Consider the following 20,393-nt stretch of genomic DNA (forward strand, 5'->3'; position numbering starts at 1 on the left):
TACCTAGTCCTGATAAAAATAAAAACCGCTCCGGCATTCGGAACAGTTTGATGATGAAAAGATAGGATATGAATATGTCTAAAAAGAGAATAATAGCTTTAAGCCGAATGCACATAGAATACTTCCACCAAGGATCTCACTGTATACTCCCAAGAGTCCCTGCATCTTTCTCCCAAGCAGAAGTCCCGCCCACGTTAAAAGAGTGGCGGCAAGGCCAAAGCATAAAATGGTCACGAGCGTTTTCGCCCCATAGATTCCGAGAGTCAAACCCACTGAAAAACTATCCAGGCTCACCCCAAGCGCAAATATGAGCAACCCTTTTCCTACCGGGGCAAGTAGTTTTTGATCTCTGCTCCCTGATTCATTCACCTTCCCGGGTAGGAACATCTGGATGCCAAGAAAAATCAACAAGAGGCCGCCCGCATATGTAGCAAAAGTTCCGAATTTATCAGAGATAAAACGCCCCGCCCCCATTCCAAGCAACGGCATCCATACATGAAAAAAACCGACTGTCAGCCCGATGAAGAAAATCTGCCTCAGCCTTAGCTTGAACATGCCCATTCCCAATCCCACAGAAAAGGCGTCCATGCCTAACGCAAAAGCCATGATCAATAAGGTGATGATTTCCCCAGAAACCGTATTCATTCCAACCCCCCTCGGACGTGCCTACTACATGTTATGCATGTCCGAAAAGAAATAGAAGGAAAAATCCTGTGTTTTAGCTGTGATTACCTATCCCTCGATAGTTTGGTGACCGGCAGCTTTAACGAGCCTGTTCATGATGGCAACGCCAATTCCGGACTCCGGGAACATTTCGCTAAAGATGATATCCGTATCAAGGGCATCAAATTGTCTTAACGTATCGTACAACCCGGCTGCAACCGTATGCAAGTCTGCCAATGATCCAGGCGCTATGACATAATCCGCTTTATATTCAGGTTGATGCTCAGTAGAACATATGACGCCAACTTTCAACCCATCTTTTCTTTTTTCATCCACAAGTCTTTGAAGAAAAGCTTGATTGCCCTTCACTAAAAAAAGTGGCGCTTTCGGTGCATAATGTGTATATTTCATTCCCGGTGCTTTTGGGGCCGCATCTTTACTTTTCAAAGCGACATCATGCCTTACCGTACCGATGACCGCTTCGATTTGTTCGAGTGTAATCCCACCGGGTCTTAATATAACCGGGGTTTCTACGGTACAATCAAGCACTGTGGACTCAACGCCTACCCCTGTTGCCCCGCCATCGACGATACCTGCAATTCGACCTACCAAATCATCTTCGACATGCTTAGCGGTAGTCGGGCTCGGTTTCCCCGAAGTATTTGCACTCGGTGCCGCTATCGGCAAGCCACTCGCCTTAATAAGGGCCAAGGCAATCGGATGATTCGGCATCCTGATTGCAACGGACTCCAAGCCAGCTGTCACTATGTCCGACAACTTTCCAGGTTTTCGTTTCATAATGAGAGTCAATGGCCCCGGCCAAAACTCATCCATCAGTTTCCTTGCTTGTTCTGGGACCTCTTCAACTATCTCGTTTAATTGCTTCTCAGAAGCGATGTGGACAATCAATGGATTGTCACTTGGTCGCCCCTTTGCTTCGAACACCTTTTTTACCGCTTCATCACTTTTTGCATTAGCTCCCAAGCCGTAAACGGTTTCAGTAGGAAAGGCTACCACCTGATTGGCCTCTAATAATTCGGCCGATTGTATGATCTGGGGATAACTTTGTAAATTATCCACATCTTTATCCACTAACCAGACTTTCGTTTCCATTATTAACACCTTCACTTTTTTACTTATCTTATTTTTGATAATTGCTTATATATGAACGGTTTTTCAGCCGTTTTAGATGGTTTTTGCTTAAAAGATACTTTGAAAGTATAAAAGAAGTATACACAATATTCAAGTGTTATCCACAAATTGTGGGTAACTACAAGTAAACTGTGGATAATATTGTGGATATTGGCCATTAAAGACTGACTTTTTCGATATTTTGTTAATATGCCTGTGGATATGTACGGTTTTCCCTTTCTAAACCTGAAAATTGGGGACAGTTGCCCCCATTTCAAAAAATCTCATGGAAAATTTCCGCAAAAAGTGACTTCACTTCAACTTCGGACTCATCTTCTCCGTCGTACACTTGTTGTCCCTTATCGGCAGAGGCCGTATATTCGGCATTCTCTACTTCTTCATCCTCTTCTCTAGCCTCCTCCTTCACCCCTTCTACTATCTTATCCTTCGCTTTTGCTTTCGTGTCCTTTACAGCCGCGGACACTTTTGCCTTTTCCACCGTCACCGTTTCCTTTTCTTCATCCTCTACAATAGGACTTTGGCTTACTGCTGTACCGTTTGAAAAATCAAGGAAGCATAATGGAGGAAACAACACACACCACCAGTTAGCCCCTTCCCCTTCACCAAGCGTGATGATCACCGCTTCGTACTCACCTGCAGGGTATAAATACTGGCCATAAAGCTTTGTGGGAAACTCTGCTTGTCCAAAATCCACGGAAACGGACTGCTCCAAACCATTCTCCTTTACCACTTCCCTGGCCGTGGCCTCAATATCACCCAAATGGGATTGAATTACTTTTCTCGCTTCATCTAATGAGGTAAGATCTTTTACCCACTCGGTAATATCGGCATTCACTTCGTCACGGATCAGGCGTTTAACGGATTGGTCCGCTTCCTTATCGCTGTTAGCTAAAATCCTAAGTCGAATCGCCTCATCCGGTATGACCATGGTCGCCTCGGTTCCGACCGCTTCCGCTTTCGGCATGTATATACTTATAATCGTTCCTATTGTTAAGATTAATAGATAAATAATGGCTAAATGTTTAGTTTTCATTACTCTCGCCCCCCTCATACAAACTAGTCTCGCCAATACCCGGCTATCTTAAACTAGTAAATATGATTTAAGGTTCACGATTTTCCAAAAGGAAAAAATCCGTCCCCAACGGAGACGAATCAACTCAATATAGCAAAGACCATCCGATCTTTCCCATTAATATCATGTTCAACGGAAACATCCGCGTGCACAAACGTTTCTTTCAGTAATCCAGCCACAGCTTGCCCTTGTCCTGCCCCCACTTCAAAACCGATGAAACCAGGCACTTGCATGACTTGCGGCAATTGTTCCATAAACCGGCGGTAAAAATCGAGTCCATCGACACCTGCAAATAAAGCACGATGGGGCTCATGATCCGTTACGACCGTAGACATCGTCTTTTCATCTTCATCCGGGATATATGGAGGATTCGATAAAAGGATGTCCACCTTCTTATTTTGCTGGATGAAGGGCTGAAGTAAATCACCTTGGATAAATTGCACATCCGCATCCAGTAATCCAGCATTCCTTCGCGCCACCTCAAGTGAAGGTGCTGCGATATCCGTAGCCGTCACGTGCAGTCTTGGTTCCTCCAGTTTCATCGTTATAGCAATTGCTCCACTACCCGTCCCGATATCTGCCATATTCAGCTTCTGGGCCCCTTTAAAAATGCCGGGAAGTTTTCGAAGCGTATAGTATATCAATTCTTCCGTTTCCGGTCTGGGAATCAATACTTCTTCATTCACAAGGAAGGTACGGCCATAAAACTCCTCGCTTCCGATTATATACTGGACCGGTTCTCCTTTTACGTGTTGCGCCACTCCCGACTTGAATTGTTCAAGCTGTTCTGGACTGAGTTCTGTGTGCAGATTGGCCAAAAGTTGCGATCTCGTCTGTTTTAAATAATGTTGCAGCAAAATCTCTCCCGCATTGGCATCGCGACCATTCTCCATTAAAAAAGAAGAAGCCCACTTCAGGGCTTCATATACTTTCACAACCGGATTATTCATCTGCATTTTCCAGCCTTGATGATTGATCTTCCATGATCAAGGCATCCACGACATCATCCAGCTTTCCTTCCATGATTTGATCCAGCTTTTGAATCGTTAAGCCAATCCGATGGTCGGTAACACGGTTTTGCGGGAAATTATACGTGCGGATTCGTTCTGAACGGTCCCCTGTACCAACCGCAAGCTTCCGGTTCTGGTCATATTCTGCCTGTACTTCGCGATTGATTTTGTCATATACCCGAGCCCGTAATACTTTCATCGCTTTGTCTTTATTTTTGATTTGTGATTTTTCGTCCTGACAAGACACTACCGTATTCGTTGGTATATGTGTTAAACGTACGGCCGACATGGTCGTGTTAACACTTTGCCCTCCAGGTCCGCTGGATGCAAAAGTATCTACACGTACATCCTTATCATGGATTTGTATTTCCACTTCTTCGGCTTCTGGTAAAACGGCGACCGTTGCCGTTGATGTATGAATTCGTCCACCCGACTCCGTTTCAGGGACACGTTGAACACGATGGGCTCCATTTTCAAACTTCAACTTGGAATAAGCACCATTCCCATTGATCATGAAAATGATTTCCTTATAACCGCCAAGCCCGGTAGGACTCGCTTCAATGACCTCAGTCTTCCAACCTTGCACCTCAGCAAAACGGCTGTACATGCGGTAAAGACTTCCTGCAAATAGCGCCGCTTCATCTCCGCCTGCCGCTCCACGTATCTCCATGATAACGTTTTTGTCATCATTAGGATCTTTCGGAATCAGCAAGATCTTCAGCTTTTCCTCGAGTCGTTGTATCGTGGATTCGAGTTCACTGATTTCTTCCTTAACCATATCGCGCATATCCGCATCCAATTTATCCTCAAGCATTGCTTTAGCTTCCTTGTGTTGATCCCGGACCTCTTTGTATTCCTTATAAGTGGAAGCCGTTTCCTGAATACTAGCTTGTTCCTTCGAATATTCCCTTAGCTTATTCGTATCATTGATGATTTCAGGGTCACTCAATAGTTCATTCAATCTCTCATATCTATCTTCTACTGCTTGCAGTCGATCAAACAAGTTATTCACCTCTTAAGTTATCCAACACCTACTTGGCATGATGTTGAAAGGATCTTTTTATTTCTACATATAATTAATTCAGTGCCCCATTCGAGTTCACTTCTAAGGTTAATTATAGTATAGGTGAATAATCAACGTCAAAGCTGATTCAAATATGTGGTTATTTCTTTACTTTCACATCTATATTATATTGGGGAACCGCCCGTAAGATAAGATCCTCAATCCGTCTCTTTTCCTTTTCTCTTTCCTGATCCGTCTTTATTTTGCCTTTGGCAAGGACGGTCACATGAATCGTATTGCCATTATGCCACACCATCCCAGTATCATAATCGGTTTCCGATTTAATGACCGCCCGGATTTTATCTACTTCTTGTCCCATTGAGGGTGAATTATTACTTGTATGATGAGGTGTATTCAGCAGCTGATCGGAAGGGCGTTCCGCTTCATTATCCCAATCATGCGTGACATTCTTCGTATGATTACCAACAAATTCTTGACCATTTCTAGTTTGATCTCCGTATTCTGAATCATTATCAATTGCATTGTCATTTTGACCGCAAGCTGTCAATATACTAAGAAAAACAGCCGCCAAAAAAGGCAAAGTGATTTTCATGTTTTTACCTCCATTAGGTTATGTCTTATTAGAGTGCTTCCTCTTCAGCATTCCCAAAATGAAGGTAAAAGTTTCTTTAATTCTCTTCCATGTATTGGGATGACCTTTCTTCTATATGTTCCCTTTACCTAATAAAAAATGCCCTAGGATCGGAATCCTAGGACATCGTTTTACATTCATATTTGTTCTTTTACTTCCACCGCTTGTTTACCTGGAACTTCGTGATGATGACGGCAACGGGGCTCATATGACTCCGATGCACCAACAAGAATGATGGGTTCATCATAGGAAGCAGGCGAACCATCAATCAAACGCTGAGTCCTACTCGCAGGTGACCCACATACTTCACATACAGCTTGCAGCTTCGTAACGGATTCAGCAAGTGATAATAAAGTAGGCATGGGGCCGAATGGTTCACCTCTGAAATCTTGGTCCAGTCCAGCCATAATCACTCGATAACCGCTGTCCGCAAGATGCTGGGCAACCCCGATAATTTCAGGATCAAAGAATTGAACTTCATCTATCGCAATAATATCCAAGGGCTGATCCAGATACTTAAATATATCTGTTGAATGGGCAATCGGCTTTGCCATCACGGAGGAACCGTTGTGTGATACGACAGCCTCTTCCGCATAGCGGTTATCTATAGCTGGTTTAAAAACCGCTATACTCTCTTTTGCAAATTGAGCACGGCTGACCCGTTTTATCAATTCCTCAGATTTACCTGAAAACATGCTTCCGCAAATAACCTCGATCCAGCCTGTTTGTTTCATTACATACATGGAAACAGCTACTCCTTCCACCTGTCGATCCCTTGGCCATAATTTTTTTGGACCCGGTTTTATATAAATCTCATTAATTTTCAGAAAAGAAAAAAACAGGCAAGAAGAATACTTGCCTGTTTTTTGAAAGTCCGGCTTATTTAATACCGTATTTTTTGTTGAAGCGATCAACACGTCCGCCAGCTTCAGCGAATTTTTGACGACCAGTGTAGAATGGATGGCATTCTGAACAAGTCTCAACTTTGATTTCTTCTTTAACTGAACCAGTTTCAAAAGTATTCCCGCAAGAGCAAATTACTTTTGATAGTTTATAATTTGGATGAATTCCAGTTTTCATTCTTTTCAGCTCCTTCTGCCCTGAATCATTCGAAACAGAGTTATATACTTCAAGATGAGGAAAATGCATCCTCACATTTATTGTAAAAACACATGACCTCATTATAGCAATTTAAAACTCGTTGTGCAACATTTTGTTTTCAACCTGTTTAAGAGCGCTTTAAACTCGATGATCCTTTTTTCATTTCAAGCATCTCTTCGTCCAACTTACTGAAAAATTCCTCATTGCTTTTTGTCTGTTTTAGACGGCGAAGGAATTTCTCTGCAAAATCTGGGGAATCGGACATCGTTTTACGAATGGCCCAAAGCTTATCCAAACGGTCTTTCGGAATTAATAATTCTTCTTTACGGGTACCTGAACGGCGAATGTCAATCGCAGGGAAAATGCGTCTTTCAGCAAGGGAGCGGTCTAAGTGAAGCTCCATATTTCCCGTACCTTTAAATTCTTCATAAATAACATCATCCATACGTGATCCAGTATCTACCAAAGCTGTAGCAAGAATCGTTAAGCTACCGCCTTCTTCGATGTTCCTGGCTGCTCCAAAGAAGCGTTTCGGCCGATGGAATGCAGCTGGATCAATCCCACCCGATAACGTTCTACCGCTTGGGGGAATCACTAGGTTATAAGCACGTGCCAAACGAGTAATACTATCCATTAGAATGATGACATCGCGTTTATGCTCAACTAGGCGCATTGCCCGTTCCAATACCAGTTCAGCCACTTTGATATGGTTCTCCGGCACTTCATCGAATGTCGAACTAACGACGTCACCAGCCACTGAACGTTCAATATCCGTTACTTCTTCGGGGCGTTCGTCAATGAGTAAGACAATTAATTCCGCCTCGGGATGATTCGTTGTAATGGCATTGGCCATTTCTTTAATCAACATCGTTTTACCCGCCTTAGGGGGAGCCACGATTAACCCACGTTGGCCAAACCCGACAGGAGCAAGGACATCCATAATTCTTGTTGATAAATTCTTCGTCGTTGTTTCTAATGTAATCTGTCTATTTGGATACAACGGAGTCAACCCAGGGAAATGGACACGTTCCTTAGCAGACTCAGGATTGTCGCCATTAACGGCTTCTACATGTAATAATCCATAATAGCGTTCGTTTTCTTTCGGCGGCCTAACCTTTCCGGATACCTTATCACCATTACGCAAATCAAACCTGCGGATTTGGGAAGCTGAAATATAGATATCCTCCGAGCTTGGAGAGTAATTAATCGGACGCAGGAAACCAAATCCCTCTGAAGGGATAATCTCTAAAACACCTTCCATGAATAGAAGGCCATCTTGTTCGGCTTGAGCTTTTAGGATCGCAAATATAAGTTCTTTTTTCGACAGCTTGCTGTAATAAGAAACTTTATATTCCCGTGCATGCTCATAGAGATCTTTTAATTTCATGTTTTCTAAATTGGAAATCGTTAAATTCATCATGACACCACACTTTTATTAATTAAACGTTTTCACCCATACTGAAAAAGGATTGGTTTGTTAAATGGAAGAGAATCCACAATCCATGTACCTGACCAGAGTTTTCGTAGAAAGGATGATACATTTTACATGTAAAGAAGAAAATTATTTGAAGGCTTCTTGAAGTTTGGAGTGAAAGGGCAGAATTAAATCAATTAGTAGAACAAGCTTTATTTTACTTTTTTTAATTAAATTATTCAACTTAATTTTTTAAAAGAGAAAGCGTGCATGAAACACGCGCGCTTTCCCTCATAACTATTCAAGAGTAAATGGTCTTATCTAATCAAGCCGTTTGGCTTCATTTTCAGAATATGGCGTCCATCGATGAAACGGACCGTTCCTGATTTGGCACGCATGACCACGGATTGTGTCTCGCCATGATGAGCCTTAAATTGTACGCCACGAAGAAGTTCACCATCCGTAACGCCAGTCGCAGCAAAAATCGCGTCATCACCACGGACAAGGTCTTCCATTCTCAAGACTTTACCAAGATCAAGTCCCATTTTCCCACAGCGTTTCACTTCTTCTTCATTTTGAGGAAGAAGCTTACCTTGGATTTCTCCTCCAAGACATTTTAATGCTACAGCTGAAATGACTCCCTCAGGAGCTCCACCAGATCCGAATAGAATATCAACACCTGTATGATCGAAAGCCGTATTAATGGCACCGGCTACATCTCCATCGTTGATCAACTTGATACGGGCACCCGCATCGCGAAGTTCTTCGATGATTTTAGAATGGCGTTTACGGTTCAAGACCGTAGCTACCACGTCTTGAATATCCTTATTTTTCGCTTTGGCAACTGCCTTAAGGTTATCTAATACGGATGCATTGATATCGATCAGACCTACCGCTTCAGGACCGACGGCAATTTTATCCATATACATATCAGGAGCATGCAGCAAGTTCCCTTGATCGGCAACAGCCAAAACTGCTAGTGCATTCCATCCGCCTGATGCAACGATATTCGTTCCTTCTAAAGGATCGACTGCAACATCCACTAGTGGTCCAAGGCCTGTACCAAGTTTCTCACCGATATAAAGCATGGGTGCTTCGTCCATTTCCCCTTCACCGATAACGACCGTACCTTGCATGGGTATGCTATTAAAAACATCCCTCATCGCCGTTGTTGCCGCATCATCTGCTTCTTCTTTCTTTCCTCTACCCATCCAACGCGCAGATGCAAGAGCAGCCGCTTCCGTTACACGGACAAGCTCCATCGACAAACTTCTTTCCATTTTTCGTTCCCCCTCAATGTGCAAACATGTTTTATTTATATAATAGTATAGCACATTAAAGCATATAACGTAACACAATAAGGCAATAAGAAAGGGATCAGCTTTTCAGCTGCTCCACTTCTTCTTCTGTCATTTTTTCACGCCAGATCGTTGCACCTAAGCCAGAAAGTTTCTCTACAAGATGACTATATCCACGGTCTATATGTTCAAGACCCGTCACTTCCGTTATTCCTTCTGCCATTAAACCTGCAATTACCAAAGCTGCTCCTGCACGCAAATCGCTCGCTTTTACCTTTGCCCCATGAAGTTGGACCGGGCCGCTAATGATACCCGTCCTGCCTTCTGCTTTAATCTTTGCATTCATGCGGCGTAATTCGTCTATATGCTTAAAGCGTGCTCCGTAAATCGTGTCAGTCACCATGCTTGAACCGCTCGCTTTTGTTAATAACGACGTAAAAGGCTGCTGTAAGTCAGTCGGGAACCCTGGATAAACCAAGGTCTTTATATCAACAGATTTCAGGACCTGACCAGGAGCCACAAATACTTGATCGTCCCCAGCTTCGATACCGACGCCCATTTCCCGCATTTTGGACGTGAGTGACTCTAAATGTTGGGGAATAACATTATCGATCAATATGCCCTCACCAACAGCAGCAGCTAGAATCATGAAAGTTCCCGCTTCTATCCGATCGGGGATAATCGTATGTTTGCACCCATGAAGGCTATCCACACCATCAATCCGAATGATATCCGTTCCGGCTCCCTTGATTTTCGCTCCCATATTGGTCAACAAGGTAGCAACATCAATAATTTCTGGCTCTTTTGCTGCATTTTCAATTACGGTCCGCCCTTTAGCCAAGACAGCAGCCAACATGATATTGATCGTTGCCCCGACACTGACTACATCCAAATAGATACGGGCACCACGTAACTCTTCCGCCCTTAAATAAATGGCGCCTTGTTCATTCGTCACTTGTGCTCCTAGTGCTTCGAACCCTTTAATATGCTGATCGATTGGACGAGGTCCTAAATGACATCCTCCAGGCAGTCCAATTACAGCTTTTTTAAATTTCCCTAGCATCGCACCCATCAAATAATAAGAGGCACGCAATTTTTTCACCTTTCCGTTAGGTAGAGGCATAGAAATCATTTTGCTGGGATCGACAGTCATTTCACCATCGTTAAAAACAACAGTACCGCCAATTTCCTCCATTAATTCTTTTAGCATCTGTACATCAGAGATATCCGGCAGGCCTTCTATCGTGACTGGGGAATCTGCCAAAATCGTTGCAGGAATTAAAGCGACAGCACTGTTTTTCGCACCACTGACCCGAATGGTCCCCTTAAGAGGATAACCACCGGCAATTTTAAGTTTTTCCATAATGAACTCCCTTCCACGCTAAGCACTCAAGAAGCTGTATTTTAAATAAAAGTAATATTTTACCACAAGAAAATTACGTAATCCGACATCATTCACTATCTAGTTTCTTAGTTTACACAAAAATAGAAAAGTCATGTAGAAAAATGAGAAAAATTTCTAATTTTTTTCTTTTTCATCCAATACTCAGCATTCTTTTGCAACTTAGCGGTAGGATTCATTATGCTTCTGTACGAGAGTTCCAGTCTTTCAAGAATGCTTCGATCCCTTTATCCGTTAAAGGATGGTGGAATAATTGCATTAACACTTTATAAGGAATTGTTGCGATATGAGCTCCGTTTAACGCAGCTTGTGTGATATGCATCGGATGGCGAATTGAAGCCGCGATGATTTCTGATTGGATGCCATGGATTGTAAAGATGTCTGCGATATCGGAGATTAAGTCCAATCCATTTTGACCGATATCATCTAAACGTCCTAAGAATGGAGACACATATGTCGCTCCTGCCCTAGCAGCAAGTAACGCTTGGTTGGCACTGAAAATAAGGGTAACATTCGTTTTAACCCCTTGTTTTGTTAAAGCTGCAACAGCCTTCAAGCCATCCGGTGTCATTGGTACTTTGATTGTGATATTTGGTGCAATGGCAACTAGTTCTTTTGCCTCTGCCATCATTCCTTCAAAATCAAGGGAGATAACTTCCGCAGAGACAGATTCCTTTACAAGGCTTGTAATCTCTTTTAGACGGTCATGAAAAGAAACGCCTTTTTCTCTTGCTACAAGCGATGGGTTGGTCGTAACCCCTCCTAAGACACCAAGTTCGTAAGCTTGTTTAATTTCTTCCATATTAGCTGTATCAATAAAGAATTTCATGAAAAGTTCCTCCATATGTAAATGAATTTTACGTGCTTGTACACTGCATTTTAATGGTTTGATGAACGAAGGGCAATACCGCCTTGTTCCTATGTCGCCATCAGAGAACAAAAAAATCTCTGATGGACAAATTACCTTTTAAAAAAATTAAGCTTTGTTATTGGAACCGAATTCGCGAATTTTACCAATGACCGTTTGTTTGATTGCTTCCCGACCAGGTCCTAAGAATTTGCGTGGATCATATACATCCGCATTACTATTTAAGACTTCTCGAACAGCTTTAGTGAAAACGATTTGGTTTTCCGTATTCACATTTATTTTTGATGTTCCCAGTGAAATGGCTTTTTGGATATCTTTTGTCGGAATACCAGTGCCACCATGAAGAACAAGCGGTTTTTTAGTTAGATCACGAACCTCTTCCATTTCCTTATACCCAAGGTTCGGTTCTCCTTTATATGGACCATGGACAGAACCCAATGCCGGAGCAAAGCAGTCTACATCCGTTTCCTTAACAAGAAGTTCACATTCCTTAGGATCTGCATAAACGACACCATCTGCGATGACGTCATCTTCTTGTCCACCTACTGTTCCTACTTCAGCCTCAACGGACACATTGCGGGCGTGAGCGAATTCCACAACCTTCTTAGTCGTTTCAATGTTCTCTTCAATCGGGTGATGGGAAGCATCGATCATTACTGAAGTGAAACCAGCCTCGATAGCTTCTTTACACTTATCAAAGCTAGAACCATGGTCAAGATGAATGGCCACAGGTACGGTGATTTTCATATCTTCCATTAAACCTTGAACCATCATCACAGTTGTTTTGAATCCACCCATGTGACGGGCAGCCCCTTCAGAAACACCAAGAATGACCGGCGATTTTTCTTCTTCTGAAGCAGCCAGAATAGCTTGCGTCCACTCCAGGTTATTAATGTTAAATTGACCTACTGCATACTTTTCATCAAGAGCTTTATTCAGCATATCTTTCATGGAAACTAAAGGCATTTGATTTCCTCCTAATAATGAATGTATTGTTGAAAGTTGTTTCTATCTAGATATTCCCGAAAACTAAAGCATCATACACATAATAAACAGAATATCTCTACTCGTTTAGCATATCAATACATGAAAAAAACAGCAACAAATTGACCATATCACTTAAGCTTCACACTAAAAAAAACACGGCTATCTTAAAGAAGATGCCGTGACGCTTCTTTATTGAGAAAAGATCCATAAACCTAGTTAACTAGATTGGATGGGTAAATATTCACGGACAGCATTTCTAATATCATCGATGTCAAAAGGCTTTGCAAAATGAGTCATCGCCCCTAAGTCCTTTGCTTCTTGTATCATGTCAAGTTCTCCATACGCCGTCATGATGATGACCCGAATATCGGGATCGACCGCTTTCATCCGCTTCAAGATTTCTATTCCATCCATACCGGGTATCTTCATATCCAACAATACAAGATCAGGTGAATCATTGTTAAGAACTTCTAAAGCCTGAATGCCATTCGCAGCTTGAAACGTTTCATACCCTGCTTTATGTAAGACCTCGTTCAATAAAATTCGAATCCCAAACTGGTCATCGACAATTAATATTTTCCCTGACATTTAGCCACCTCTGTTCTCTATTTGTAATGTGAAAATGAATCAGATAATAGATCCCCCTTATGGGTAATTAATTTGGCTTGCTGCAAAACTTCTTTGGAGTTCTATGTCTCTATGTTCATATTCAATAATTGTAACAAAATTCCTGCTATAAGAGTAAATTGATTTTAATTTTTCGGATGACCTTTCTGACAGATAATGACTCGAATGACTGGAAATCTGTTAAAGGAACAAAAAGTCCTTTATAATAGGGGTACTATTTTTTAAAGGAGTTCCTAAATATGTTGAAGATATTTTCTACACAGTTAAGTGGTGTATTTAAGAAGATCATGGAAAAGGATTCTTTCGAAATGGAGGATGCCGGACGCCTATTAGCTCAGGCCGTGGTCGGAGATGGGTCCGTTTTCATTCATGGATTCGGGGAAATGCAAGGAGTTGTTGCGGAAAGTCTCGAGGGGGAGGAACCTTTTCCAAAAGCTAAAAGATACACAGATGATAGTAGGATTTCCCACGAGGATCGGCTTCTGTTATTCAGTCGTCACTCAGATGATCCAGAAGCCATCAAATTTGCTGAACGACTTCATCAGGAAGGCATACCTTTCGTTGCCGTTTCAACCGTGGTTCCATCCGAACGAACCACACTGGTGGAGCTTGCGGATGTCCACATTGATTTACGCATCCAACGTGGATTAATCCCGGATGAAACGGGAAATCGTTACGGTTACCCGACTCTCATCGCTGCCCTTTTTGCTTATCATGGGATTAAGTTCACGGTCGAGGAAATCATACAAGAATATGAAGATGAATCCGAAGGTTGACCCGACTTCTAGACCAAAACAAAAAAAACAGCCAAACGGCTGTTTTTTTGTTTTTATTATTTTTCGTTATGTTTCAAAGACATACCCACAAAGTCACGGAAAAGTGGTTGTGGACGGTTTGGACGTGATATGAATTCCGGATGGAATTGTGATGCCACGAACCAAGGGTGATCTTGCAATTCTACGATTTCCACTAAACGGCCATCTGGGCTTGTACCAGAGAAGATGAATCCTGCCTCTTCCATGGCTTGACGATAATGGTTGTTGAATTCATAGCGATGGCGGTGACGTTCATATACGACTTCATCGTTATATGCCTCATATGCTTTTGTACCTTCGATAAGCTTACATGGATATAGACCAAGACGTAAAGTACCACCCAAGTCTTCCACATCTTTCTGTTCTGGTAGAAGGTCAATGATTGGGTCTGGTGTATCTGCATTGATTTCTGCTGAATGCGCTTCAGACAAACCTAGAACATTGCGTGCAAATTCGATGGATGCCAATTGCATACCCAAGCAAATACCGAAGAACGGCGTTTTTGTTGTACGTGCATATTCGATTGCTGCGATTTTCCCTTCGATACCACGATCTCCAAATCCACCAGGGACAAGGATTCCATCTGCATCTTTAAGCAATTCAGCAACATTTTCTTTCGATACATCTTCGGAATTGATCCAATCTACTTCAACGTCCGCATCAAATGCGTAACCTGCATGTTTAAGTGCTTCGACAACAGAAAGGTATGCATCTTGCAATTCAACATATTTACCGACAAGGGCAATTTTCGTTTTCTTTGTCAAAGAAGTAACTTTTTTAACAAGTTCTTTCCAATCTTCCATTTCTGCCACTCCACAATCTAGTTGTAGGTGGTCGCACACAATCTGATCCATATTTTGCGCTTGAAGGGCAAGCGGGATTGAATAAAGTGTATCCGCATCAAGACACTCGATTACTGAATCTTTATCGATATCGCAGAATAAAGCGATCTTATCCTTCATATCTTGTGATATCGGTCTTTCAGTACGTGCTACGATGATATTCGGTTGAATACCAAGACTGCGTAATTCCTTAACACTATGCTGTGTTGGTTTTGTTTTCATTTCACCGGCAGCTTTAATGTAAGGAACAAGAGTACAGTGAATATACATGACGTTATTGATTCCAATGTCACTTTTGATTTGACGAATGGCTTCAAGGAATGGAAGAGATTCGATATCGCCGACTGTTCCACCGATTTCAGTGATTACGATATCCGCATTCGTTTCGTTTCCTGAACGGAAAACCCGTTCTTTGATTTCATTGGTAATATGAGGGATAACTTGAACAGTTCCGCCTAAGTAGTCTCCGCGACGTTCTTTTCGTAAAACGGTTGAATAAATTTTACCTGTTGTCACATTGCTGTGTTTACCAAGATTGATATCGATAAAACGCTCATAGTGACCTAAGTCCAAATCCGTTTCGGCGCCATCATCCGTTACGAACACTTCACCATGTTGGTATGGGCTCATTGTTCCTGGGTCCAAGTTGATATATGGGTCGAATTTTTGAATCGTTACATTTAACCCTCTATTTTTTAAAAGTCTTCCTAGAGAAGCTGCTGTTATCCCTTTTCCCAAAGAGGAAACTACTCCACCCGTTACAAAAATATATTTAGTCATCTCATATCCTCCTATGAATGTTTTCATCAACTGCCGTTCTCTTGATTCCATTGAACCTTCTGCCTTTGTTTATTCCGGCAGATATAGACGAACAAACCAGGTCTTACAATCTTATCTCTTAGAAGTAACCAAGAATTCGGACGGTAAGATGGGGTATGCCTGGCATGCCAATTAGATAAGTTCCCTGTGTTTAACATGAACTTTTTACTGATATCTATAGTTTTTACCACTTTACGCGTATTCATTGTAAAAATAAAAAAATGATGTCATTTTAACATTCCATCATCAAAAACAAAAACGCTCCTCTTACAAAAAAGTAAGGGAGCGATATAATTTTAAGATTGTGTCCTTTTTTAAGGAGCCCAAAAATGATTCTACAAATTTCGCCTTAAAAAGTCAAGGGGCGATTATTTATTTCTCTTTTTCGTCGTCTTCTTCATCTTCGTCTTCATCTTCGTCGATTTCGAAAACTTCATCTTCAATAATTTCCTCTTCTAAATCGTCGTCATCATCCACGTCGTCTTCTAAAAGTACTTCGTCGATAACTGCGCTGCCTAAGATTTCATCATCGTCGTCATCGTCATCATCTTCATCCAAGTCATCAATATCTTCCTCGAAATCAAGATCTTCGTCTTCAATATCATCGAAGTCTTCAACGACCACTGCAGCTTTCTTCGCTTTCTTTTTCTTCTTCACTTTTACAACGTGCACAACTTCTTCTTCAATTTGGTCAACCGGGTACCAAGTTTTCAATCCCCAGCGGTTTTCCCCAAGTGAAGTAAATCGGCCATCTACATTCAAATCCGTATAGAACTGGGCAATTCTCTTTGCCACTTCCGCTTTTGATAAATGCTGAAGTGAAGCTATTTCACTCATTAAGTCTTTAAATAGAATGGGTTCGTTTTTTTCAACCAACACTTCATATGCGATTTCTATCAAGGACATTTCCATAATTTGCTCTTTCGAGTATTTTTTCAAACTCAAGTTCCGCACTTCCCTTCTCTATTCGAACACGACTAGTCATGTTTTTTCACATAAAAAAATAATCTAAAACAGTATTTCGGTAAAATAACGACAATTCCTGCTAGACATATTATCCATTATAAACAATCTAAATGGGTTTATGCTAGTTCTATCTGATACTTTCACAGATTTTCCCTACTGGCTTATAAAAACTAAATCTATTTCAAGGAAGGTATAAGGGAAAAAGCACCCACAAATAACGTTAAAAAAGATTTGAGATTGATGTGCGAATTAATCCTTATTTTTTAACATCAGTATCTTCGAGTTGATTCTACCAATCACAGATAGGGGTGAATCATCATCTTTGCCCCTTTTCAAGGAATTTATAAGGTAAATGTTTCATTTTCCGAAAAATGATGAAAATTGGTTCTGAAAAAGGAGCATCCCTTAAGGATACCCCTTCCCTTTTACATATTTCTTCTGTATTGTCCGCCAACCTCATATAATGCACTTGTTATCTGACCCAAGCTCGCGACTTGCACGCACGCCATCAGTTCGGCAAAAATATTTCCCCCGTTCATTGCCGTGTCCTTTAATCGGTTCAAGGCTTCCTCAACACTTTCCTTGTTTTCTTCCTGGAATGCACGAAGATTCGCGATTTGCCCTTCCTTTTCCTCTTTTGTAGCTCGGGCAACTTCCATGCTGTTCACAGCTTCTTCTGTTGGGGGATTCGGATTTAAATACGTATTCACCCCAATGATTGGGAGTTCCCCTGTATGTTTTTTCATTTCATAATGCATGGATTCATCCTGAATCTTCCCTCGTTGATACTGGGTTTCCATGGCGCCCAACACACCGCCTCTATCATTAATGCTATCGAACTCCCTCAAGACGGCTTCCTCGACTAGTTCAGTCAACTCTTCAATAATGAAGGCACCTTGCATCGGATTTTCATTCTTGGATAGTCCATGTTCTTTCGTGATGATCATCTGAATGGCCATGGCACGGCGTACAGACTCTTCTGTAGGCGTAGTGATGGCTTCGTCGTATGCATTGGTATGAAGCGAGTTGCAATTATCTTGCAGGGCCATTAAGGCCTGTAGAGTTGTCCGTATATCATTGAAGTCGATTTCCTGTGCATGCAGGGAACGTCCCGATGTCTGGATGTGGTATTTTAGCTTCTGGCTGCGTTCATTGGCACCATATTTATCACGCATGACTGTCGCCCATATTCGTCTCGCGACCCTTCCGATAACAGTGTATTCCGGGTCAAGGCCGTTGGAAAAGAAAAATGACAGATTTGGAGCAAAGTCATTGATATCCATGCCGCGGCTTAAGTAATATTCGACATACGTAAAGCCATTCGCCAACGTGAAGGCCAATTGGGAAATAGGATTGGCTCCCGCTTCTGCGATATGATAGCCGGAAATCGAAACCGAGTAATAATTCCGGACCTTTTTATCTATGAAATATGCTTGGATGTCCCCCATCAGCCTTAAGGCAAATTCAGTAGAGAAGATGCAGGTATTTTGCCCTTGATCTTCTTTGAGAATATCAGCCTGAACTGTCCCACGGACCGTTTGAAGCGTATAATCCTGAACTTGTTCATATTCTTCCTTTGTGAGCGAACGGCCTAATTCCCCTTCTTTCAGGCGAACTTGCTGTTCGATTGCCGTGTTCATGTACATGGCCAAGATAATGGGCGCAGGGCCATTGATCGTCATGGACACCGAGGTGGATGGGGCGCATAAATCAAAACCGGCATACAATTTCCTCATATCATCCAACGTGCAGATGTTGACGCCACTCTCTCCTACCTTCCCGTAAATATCCGGCCGGTAATCAGGGTCTTCCCCATATAACGTAACCGAATCAAAGGCGGTGCTAAGGCGTTTTGCATCATCATCTTTAGATAGGTAATGAAAACGGCGGTTCGTTCTATCCGGTGACCCTTCGCCGGCAAACTGGCGCTTGGGATCCTCCCCCTCGCGTTTGAATGGGAAAACTCCGGCCGTATACGGGAAATGGCCAGGTACATTTTCTCGATAGACCCACCCTAGTATCTCCCCATAGTCTTCGTATTTAGGAAGGGAAACCCTTGGGATCATTAACCCGGACAAACTTTTCGTCTTTAGATTTGTGACGATTTCCTTATCCCTGATTTTCGTGACAAGCTGTGTGGCCGAATATTTATCTTTTAACTCGTTCCAGCCAGTCAGGATGGCTTTCGATTCGGCCGATAACTTGGAAACGGTTTCTTTTTTTGATGCCTCAAGTGACTCCACGACAGCTTCCTCACACCCATTTTCCTTGACCGCCACAATCGCCCCTTCCAGCTGGAACAATCTTCTTGCCAGCTTGACTTGTTCACGGGCCTGCTTATGATAATTCCGGACCGTCTCACTGATTTCACGTAAGTAGTACCGCCGGTCAGTTGGAATGATGACATTCTGCTTGTAGACATCCGCTTCTTTTGAAAAAGTCGTGCTCCAATTCGTCCCGGCCTTTTCATTTAACTTTTCTATAAGAACAGCGAATAAAGCATTCGTGCCTGGGTCATTGAATTGCGAGGCGATGGTACCATATACAGGCATTTCAGAAGTATCTCGATCAAATAAAGTGTGGCTTCTTTGATACTGTTTCTGAACCTGATTTTTAGCATCTTCAGACCCTTTACGCTCATATTTATTGATGACGATCAAATCGGCATAATCGATCATGTCAATTTTCTCAAGCTGTGAAGGGGCTCCGAATTCACTTGTCATGACATACATGGACACATCGCAAATCTCGGTAATGCCCGCATCGCCCTGGCCGATTCCACTCGTTTCTACGACGATTAAATCAAAGCCTGCCGCCTTGACCACAGAAATGGCATCTTGAATGGCTAGTGAAAGCTCACTTTTTGAATGGCGAGTCGCCAAGCTTCGCATATAGACCCGATTCGAAAAAATGGCGTTCATTCGAATCCGGTCACCCAGCAACGCCCCACCAGTTTTTTGTTTTGTCGGATCGACAGAAAGGATCGCCACATTCTTCTCCGGAATTTCATTGAGGAAACGTCGGATCAACTCATCAGTCAGTGAGCTTTTCCCAGCTCCTCCCGTTCCTGTAATGCCGAGTACCGGCACCTGCTTTTCCGATGTCTTGACCTGTTCAAGGAGACTTTCTACTGTTGCGGCCGATTCCTGGGCGGCGTCGAGCCTATTTTCTGCACAGGTAATATATTGGGCAACGGCACTCGTCTCTCCTGCAATCAGTTCATCAAAACGGTCCTGCAAGGATGGCTTTACTGTCGAGAAGTCACATTCTGCCATCAAAACGTTGATCATTCCCTGTAGCCCGTACTCTCGGCCCTCATCAGGAGAGAAGATACGGGCAATCCCATATTCATGGAGTTCCTGAATCTCCCTTGGTAGGATGACACCGCCGCCACCAGCGAATATTCGAATGTGTTCGGCTCCCTTTTCTTTCAATAAGTCATACATATATTTAAAGTATTCCACGTGCCCACCTTGGTAGGATGACATCGCGATACCCTGGACATCCTCTTGAATCGCTGCATTCACGATTTCCTCGACCGAGCGGTTATGGCCTAGATGAATGACTTCCGCCCCGCTTGCCTGAAGAATCCTTCTCATAATGTTAATGGATGCATCATGGCCATCGAATAAACTCGAAGCCGTCACGAACCGAATATGGTTTTTAGGTTGATACACTTCAATTGTACTCATTTGACTCCTC

18 protein-coding genes are annotated in these 20,393 nt (G+C 42.5%); 1 reads left to right on the forward strand and 17 read right to left on the reverse strand.

Features of this window, described 5'->3' with window-relative positions; genetic code table 11:
- Window positions 1-78 precede the first annotated feature (78 nt).
- The 14 genes from ACQKL0_RS02040 to ACQKL0_RS02105 all read right to left on the reverse strand — a co-directional run bounded on the left by ACQKL0_RS02040 (window position 79) and on the right by ACQKL0_RS02105 (window position 13,210).
- Window positions 79-645 carry a manganese efflux pump MntP family protein gene (locus ACQKL0_RS02040; RefSeq protein ID WP_402870307.1) on the reverse strand — a complete coding sequence of 189 codons (567 nt, stop codon included), beginning with the start codon at window positions 643-645 and terminating at the stop codon, window positions 79-81.
- A gap of 87 nt (window positions 646-732) precedes the next feature.
- Window positions 733-1,776 carry an L-threonylcarbamoyladenylate synthase gene (locus ACQKL0_RS02045; RefSeq protein ID WP_402870304.1) on the reverse strand — a complete coding sequence of 348 codons (1,044 nt, stop codon included), beginning with the start codon at window positions 1,774-1,776 and terminating at the stop codon, window positions 733-735.
- Between the two features lie 292 nt (window positions 1,777-2,068).
- Window positions 2,069-2,848, reverse strand: a complete 780-nt coding sequence (spoIIR, locus tag ACQKL0_RS02050; RefSeq protein ID WP_427685935.1) for a stage II sporulation protein R — start codon at window positions 2,846-2,848, stop codon at window positions 2,069-2,071.
- Between the two features lie 119 nt (window positions 2,849-2,967).
- Complete coding sequence (gene prmC, locus ACQKL0_RS02055; RefSeq protein ID WP_427685937.1) at window positions 2,968-3,837, reverse strand: peptide chain release factor N(5)-glutamine methyltransferase; 870 nt, start codon at window positions 3,835-3,837, stop codon at window positions 2,968-2,970.
- On the reverse strand, window positions 3,830-4,900 hold the full coding sequence (prfA, locus tag ACQKL0_RS02060) for a peptide chain release factor 1 (RefSeq protein ID WP_402870294.1): 1,071 nt from the start codon (window positions 4,898-4,900) through the stop codon (window positions 3,830-3,832). Before prfA ends, prmC begins: the two co-directional genes overlap by 8 nt.
- A gap of 160 nt (window positions 4,901-5,060) precedes the next feature.
- A complete protein-coding gene (locus tag ACQKL0_RS02065) occupies window positions 5,061-5,513 on the reverse strand; it encodes a hypothetical protein (protein ID WP_427685939.1) in 453 nt (150 codons plus the stop codon).
- Between the two features lie 176 nt (window positions 5,514-5,689).
- Window positions 5,690-6,295: a thymidine kinase gene (locus tag ACQKL0_RS02070; RefSeq protein ID WP_402870289.1), complete on the reverse strand. Its 606-nt coding sequence runs from the start codon at window positions 6,293-6,295 to the stop codon at window positions 5,690-5,692.
- A gap of 136 nt (window positions 6,296-6,431) precedes the next feature.
- Window positions 6,432-6,632 (reverse strand): 50S ribosomal protein L31, encoded by a 201-nt coding sequence (rpmE, locus tag ACQKL0_RS02075; RefSeq protein WP_034315847.1) that lies wholly within the window; start codon window positions 6,630-6,632, stop codon window positions 6,432-6,434.
- A 148-nt stretch (window positions 6,633-6,780) separates the two neighbouring features.
- Complete coding sequence (gene rho, locus ACQKL0_RS02080; RefSeq protein WP_402870287.1) at window positions 6,781-8,070, reverse strand: transcription termination factor Rho; 1,290 nt, start codon at window positions 8,068-8,070, stop codon at window positions 6,781-6,783.
- A 314-nt stretch (window positions 8,071-8,384) separates the two neighbouring features.
- Window positions 8,385-9,347 (reverse strand): class II fructose-bisphosphatase, encoded by a 963-nt coding sequence (gene glpX / locus ACQKL0_RS02085; RefSeq protein WP_402870284.1) that lies wholly within the window; start codon window positions 9,345-9,347, stop codon window positions 8,385-8,387.
- Window positions 9,348-9,444: 97 nt separating this feature from the next.
- Window positions 9,445-10,728, reverse strand: a complete 1,284-nt coding sequence (locus ACQKL0_RS02090) for a UDP-N-acetylglucosamine 1-carboxyvinyltransferase (RefSeq protein WP_402870281.1) — start codon at window positions 10,726-10,728, stop codon at window positions 9,445-9,447.
- 217 nt (window positions 10,729-10,945) lie between these two features.
- Window positions 10,946-11,596 carry a fructose-6-phosphate aldolase gene (fsa, locus tag ACQKL0_RS02095; RefSeq protein ID WP_402870279.1) on the reverse strand — a complete coding sequence of 217 codons (651 nt, stop codon included), beginning with the start codon at window positions 11,594-11,596 and terminating at the stop codon, window positions 10,946-10,948.
- Between the two features lie 147 nt (window positions 11,597-11,743).
- Entirely contained in the window at window positions 11,744-12,601 is an 858-nt protein-coding gene (locus tag ACQKL0_RS02100) for a class II fructose-bisphosphate aldolase (RefSeq protein ID WP_402870278.1), read from the reverse strand.
- Between the two features lie 237 nt (window positions 12,602-12,838).
- Window positions 12,839-13,210 carry a response regulator gene (locus ACQKL0_RS02105; RefSeq protein ID WP_402870275.1) on the reverse strand — a complete coding sequence of 124 codons (372 nt, stop codon included), beginning with the start codon at window positions 13,208-13,210 and terminating at the stop codon, window positions 12,839-12,841.
- A 278-nt stretch (window positions 13,211-13,488) separates the two neighbouring features.
- On the opposite strand from ACQKL0_RS02105, the gene ACQKL0_RS02110 reads away from it, so the two are divergent.
- On the forward strand, window positions 13,489-14,025 hold the full coding sequence (locus tag ACQKL0_RS02110) for a DUF2529 domain-containing protein (protein WP_427685941.1): 537 nt from the start codon (window positions 13,489-13,491) through the stop codon (window positions 14,023-14,025).
- Between the two features lie 56 nt (window positions 14,026-14,081).
- On the opposite strand, the gene ACQKL0_RS02115 is transcribed toward ACQKL0_RS02110, so the two are convergent.
- From ACQKL0_RS02115 to icmF, 3 genes are all read right to left on the reverse strand, one after another.
- Window positions 14,082-15,686 carry a CTP synthase gene (locus tag ACQKL0_RS02115; RefSeq protein ID WP_402954908.1) on the reverse strand — a complete coding sequence of 535 codons (1,605 nt, stop codon included), beginning with the start codon at window positions 15,684-15,686 and terminating at the stop codon, window positions 14,082-14,084.
- A 411-nt stretch (window positions 15,687-16,097) separates the two neighbouring features.
- Complete coding sequence (rpoE, locus tag ACQKL0_RS02120; RefSeq protein ID WP_427685943.1) at window positions 16,098-16,670, reverse strand: DNA-directed RNA polymerase subunit delta; 573 nt, start codon at window positions 16,668-16,670, stop codon at window positions 16,098-16,100.
- A 446-nt stretch (window positions 16,671-17,116) separates the two neighbouring features.
- The gene (gene icmF, locus ACQKL0_RS02125; RefSeq protein WP_427685944.1) at window positions 17,117-20,383 is read right to left on the reverse strand and encodes a fused isobutyryl-CoA mutase/GTPase IcmF; all 3,267 of its coding nucleotides are present in this window, start codon (window positions 20,381-20,383) and stop codon (window positions 17,117-17,119) included.
- Window positions 20,384-20,393: the final 10 nt, after the last annotated feature.

The organism is Peribacillus sp. NPDC097264 (assembly GCF_050277925.1).
In the GTDB taxonomy this organism is placed as follows: Bacteria; Bacillota; Bacilli; order Bacillales; family DSM-1321; genus Peribacillus.

Excerpts from the sequence above, each read along its gene's own strand:
- ACQKL0_RS02040 (WP_402870307.1), bottom strand. The coding sequence starts at position 645 with ATGAATACGGTTTCTGGGGAAATCATCACCTTATTGATCATGGCTTTT.
- ACQKL0_RS02045 (WP_402870304.1), bottom strand. The coding sequence starts at position 1,776 with ATGGAAACGAAAGTCTGGTTAGTGGATAAAGATGTGGATAATTTACAA.
- spoIIR (WP_427685935.1), bottom strand. The coding sequence starts at position 2,848 with ATGAAAACTAAACATTTAGCCATTATTTATCTATTAATCTTAACAATA.
- prmC (WP_427685937.1), bottom strand. The coding sequence starts at position 3,837 with ATGAATAATCCGGTTGTGAAAGTATATGAAGCCCTGAAGTGGGCTTCT.
- ACQKL0_RS02065 (WP_427685939.1), bottom strand. The coding sequence starts at position 5,513 with ATGAAAATCACTTTGCCTTTTTTGGCGGCTGTTTTTCTTAGTATATTG.
- ACQKL0_RS02070 (WP_402870289.1), bottom strand. The coding sequence starts at position 6,295 with ATGTATGTAATGAAACAAACAGGCTGGATCGAGGTTATTTGCGGAAGC.
- rpmE (WP_034315847.1), bottom strand. The coding sequence starts at position 6,632 with ATGAAAACTGGAATTCATCCAAATTATAAACTATCAAAAGTAATTTGC.
- rho (WP_402870287.1), bottom strand. The coding sequence starts at position 8,070 with ATGAATTTAACGATTTCCAATTTAGAAAACATGAAATTAAAAGATCTC.
- glpX (WP_402870284.1), bottom strand. The coding sequence starts at position 9,347 with ATGGAAAGAAGTTTGTCGATGGAGCTTGTCCGTGTAACGGAAGCGGCT.
- ACQKL0_RS02090 (WP_402870281.1), bottom strand. The coding sequence starts at position 10,728 with ATGGAAAAACTTAAAATTGCCGGTGGTTATCCTCTTAAGGGGACCATT.
- fsa (WP_402870279.1), bottom strand. The coding sequence starts at position 11,596 with ATGAAATTCTTTATTGATACAGCTAATATGGAAGAAATTAAACAAGCT.
- ACQKL0_RS02100 (WP_402870278.1), bottom strand. The coding sequence starts at position 12,601 with ATGCCTTTAGTTTCCATGAAAGATATGCTGAATAAAGCTCTTGATGAA.
- ACQKL0_RS02105 (WP_402870275.1), bottom strand. The coding sequence starts at position 13,210 with ATGTCAGGGAAAATATTAATTGTCGATGACCAGTTTGGGATTCGAATT.
- ACQKL0_RS02110 (WP_427685941.1), top strand. The coding sequence starts at position 13,489 with ATGTTGAAGATATTTTCTACACAGTTAAGTGGTGTATTTAAGAAGATC.
- ACQKL0_RS02115 (WP_402954908.1), bottom strand. The coding sequence starts at position 15,686 with ATGACTAAATATATTTTTGTAACGGGTGGAGTAGTTTCCTCTTTGGGA.
- icmF (WP_427685944.1), bottom strand. The coding sequence starts at position 20,383 with ATGAGTACAATTGAAGTGTATCAACCTAAAAACCATATTCGGTTCGTG.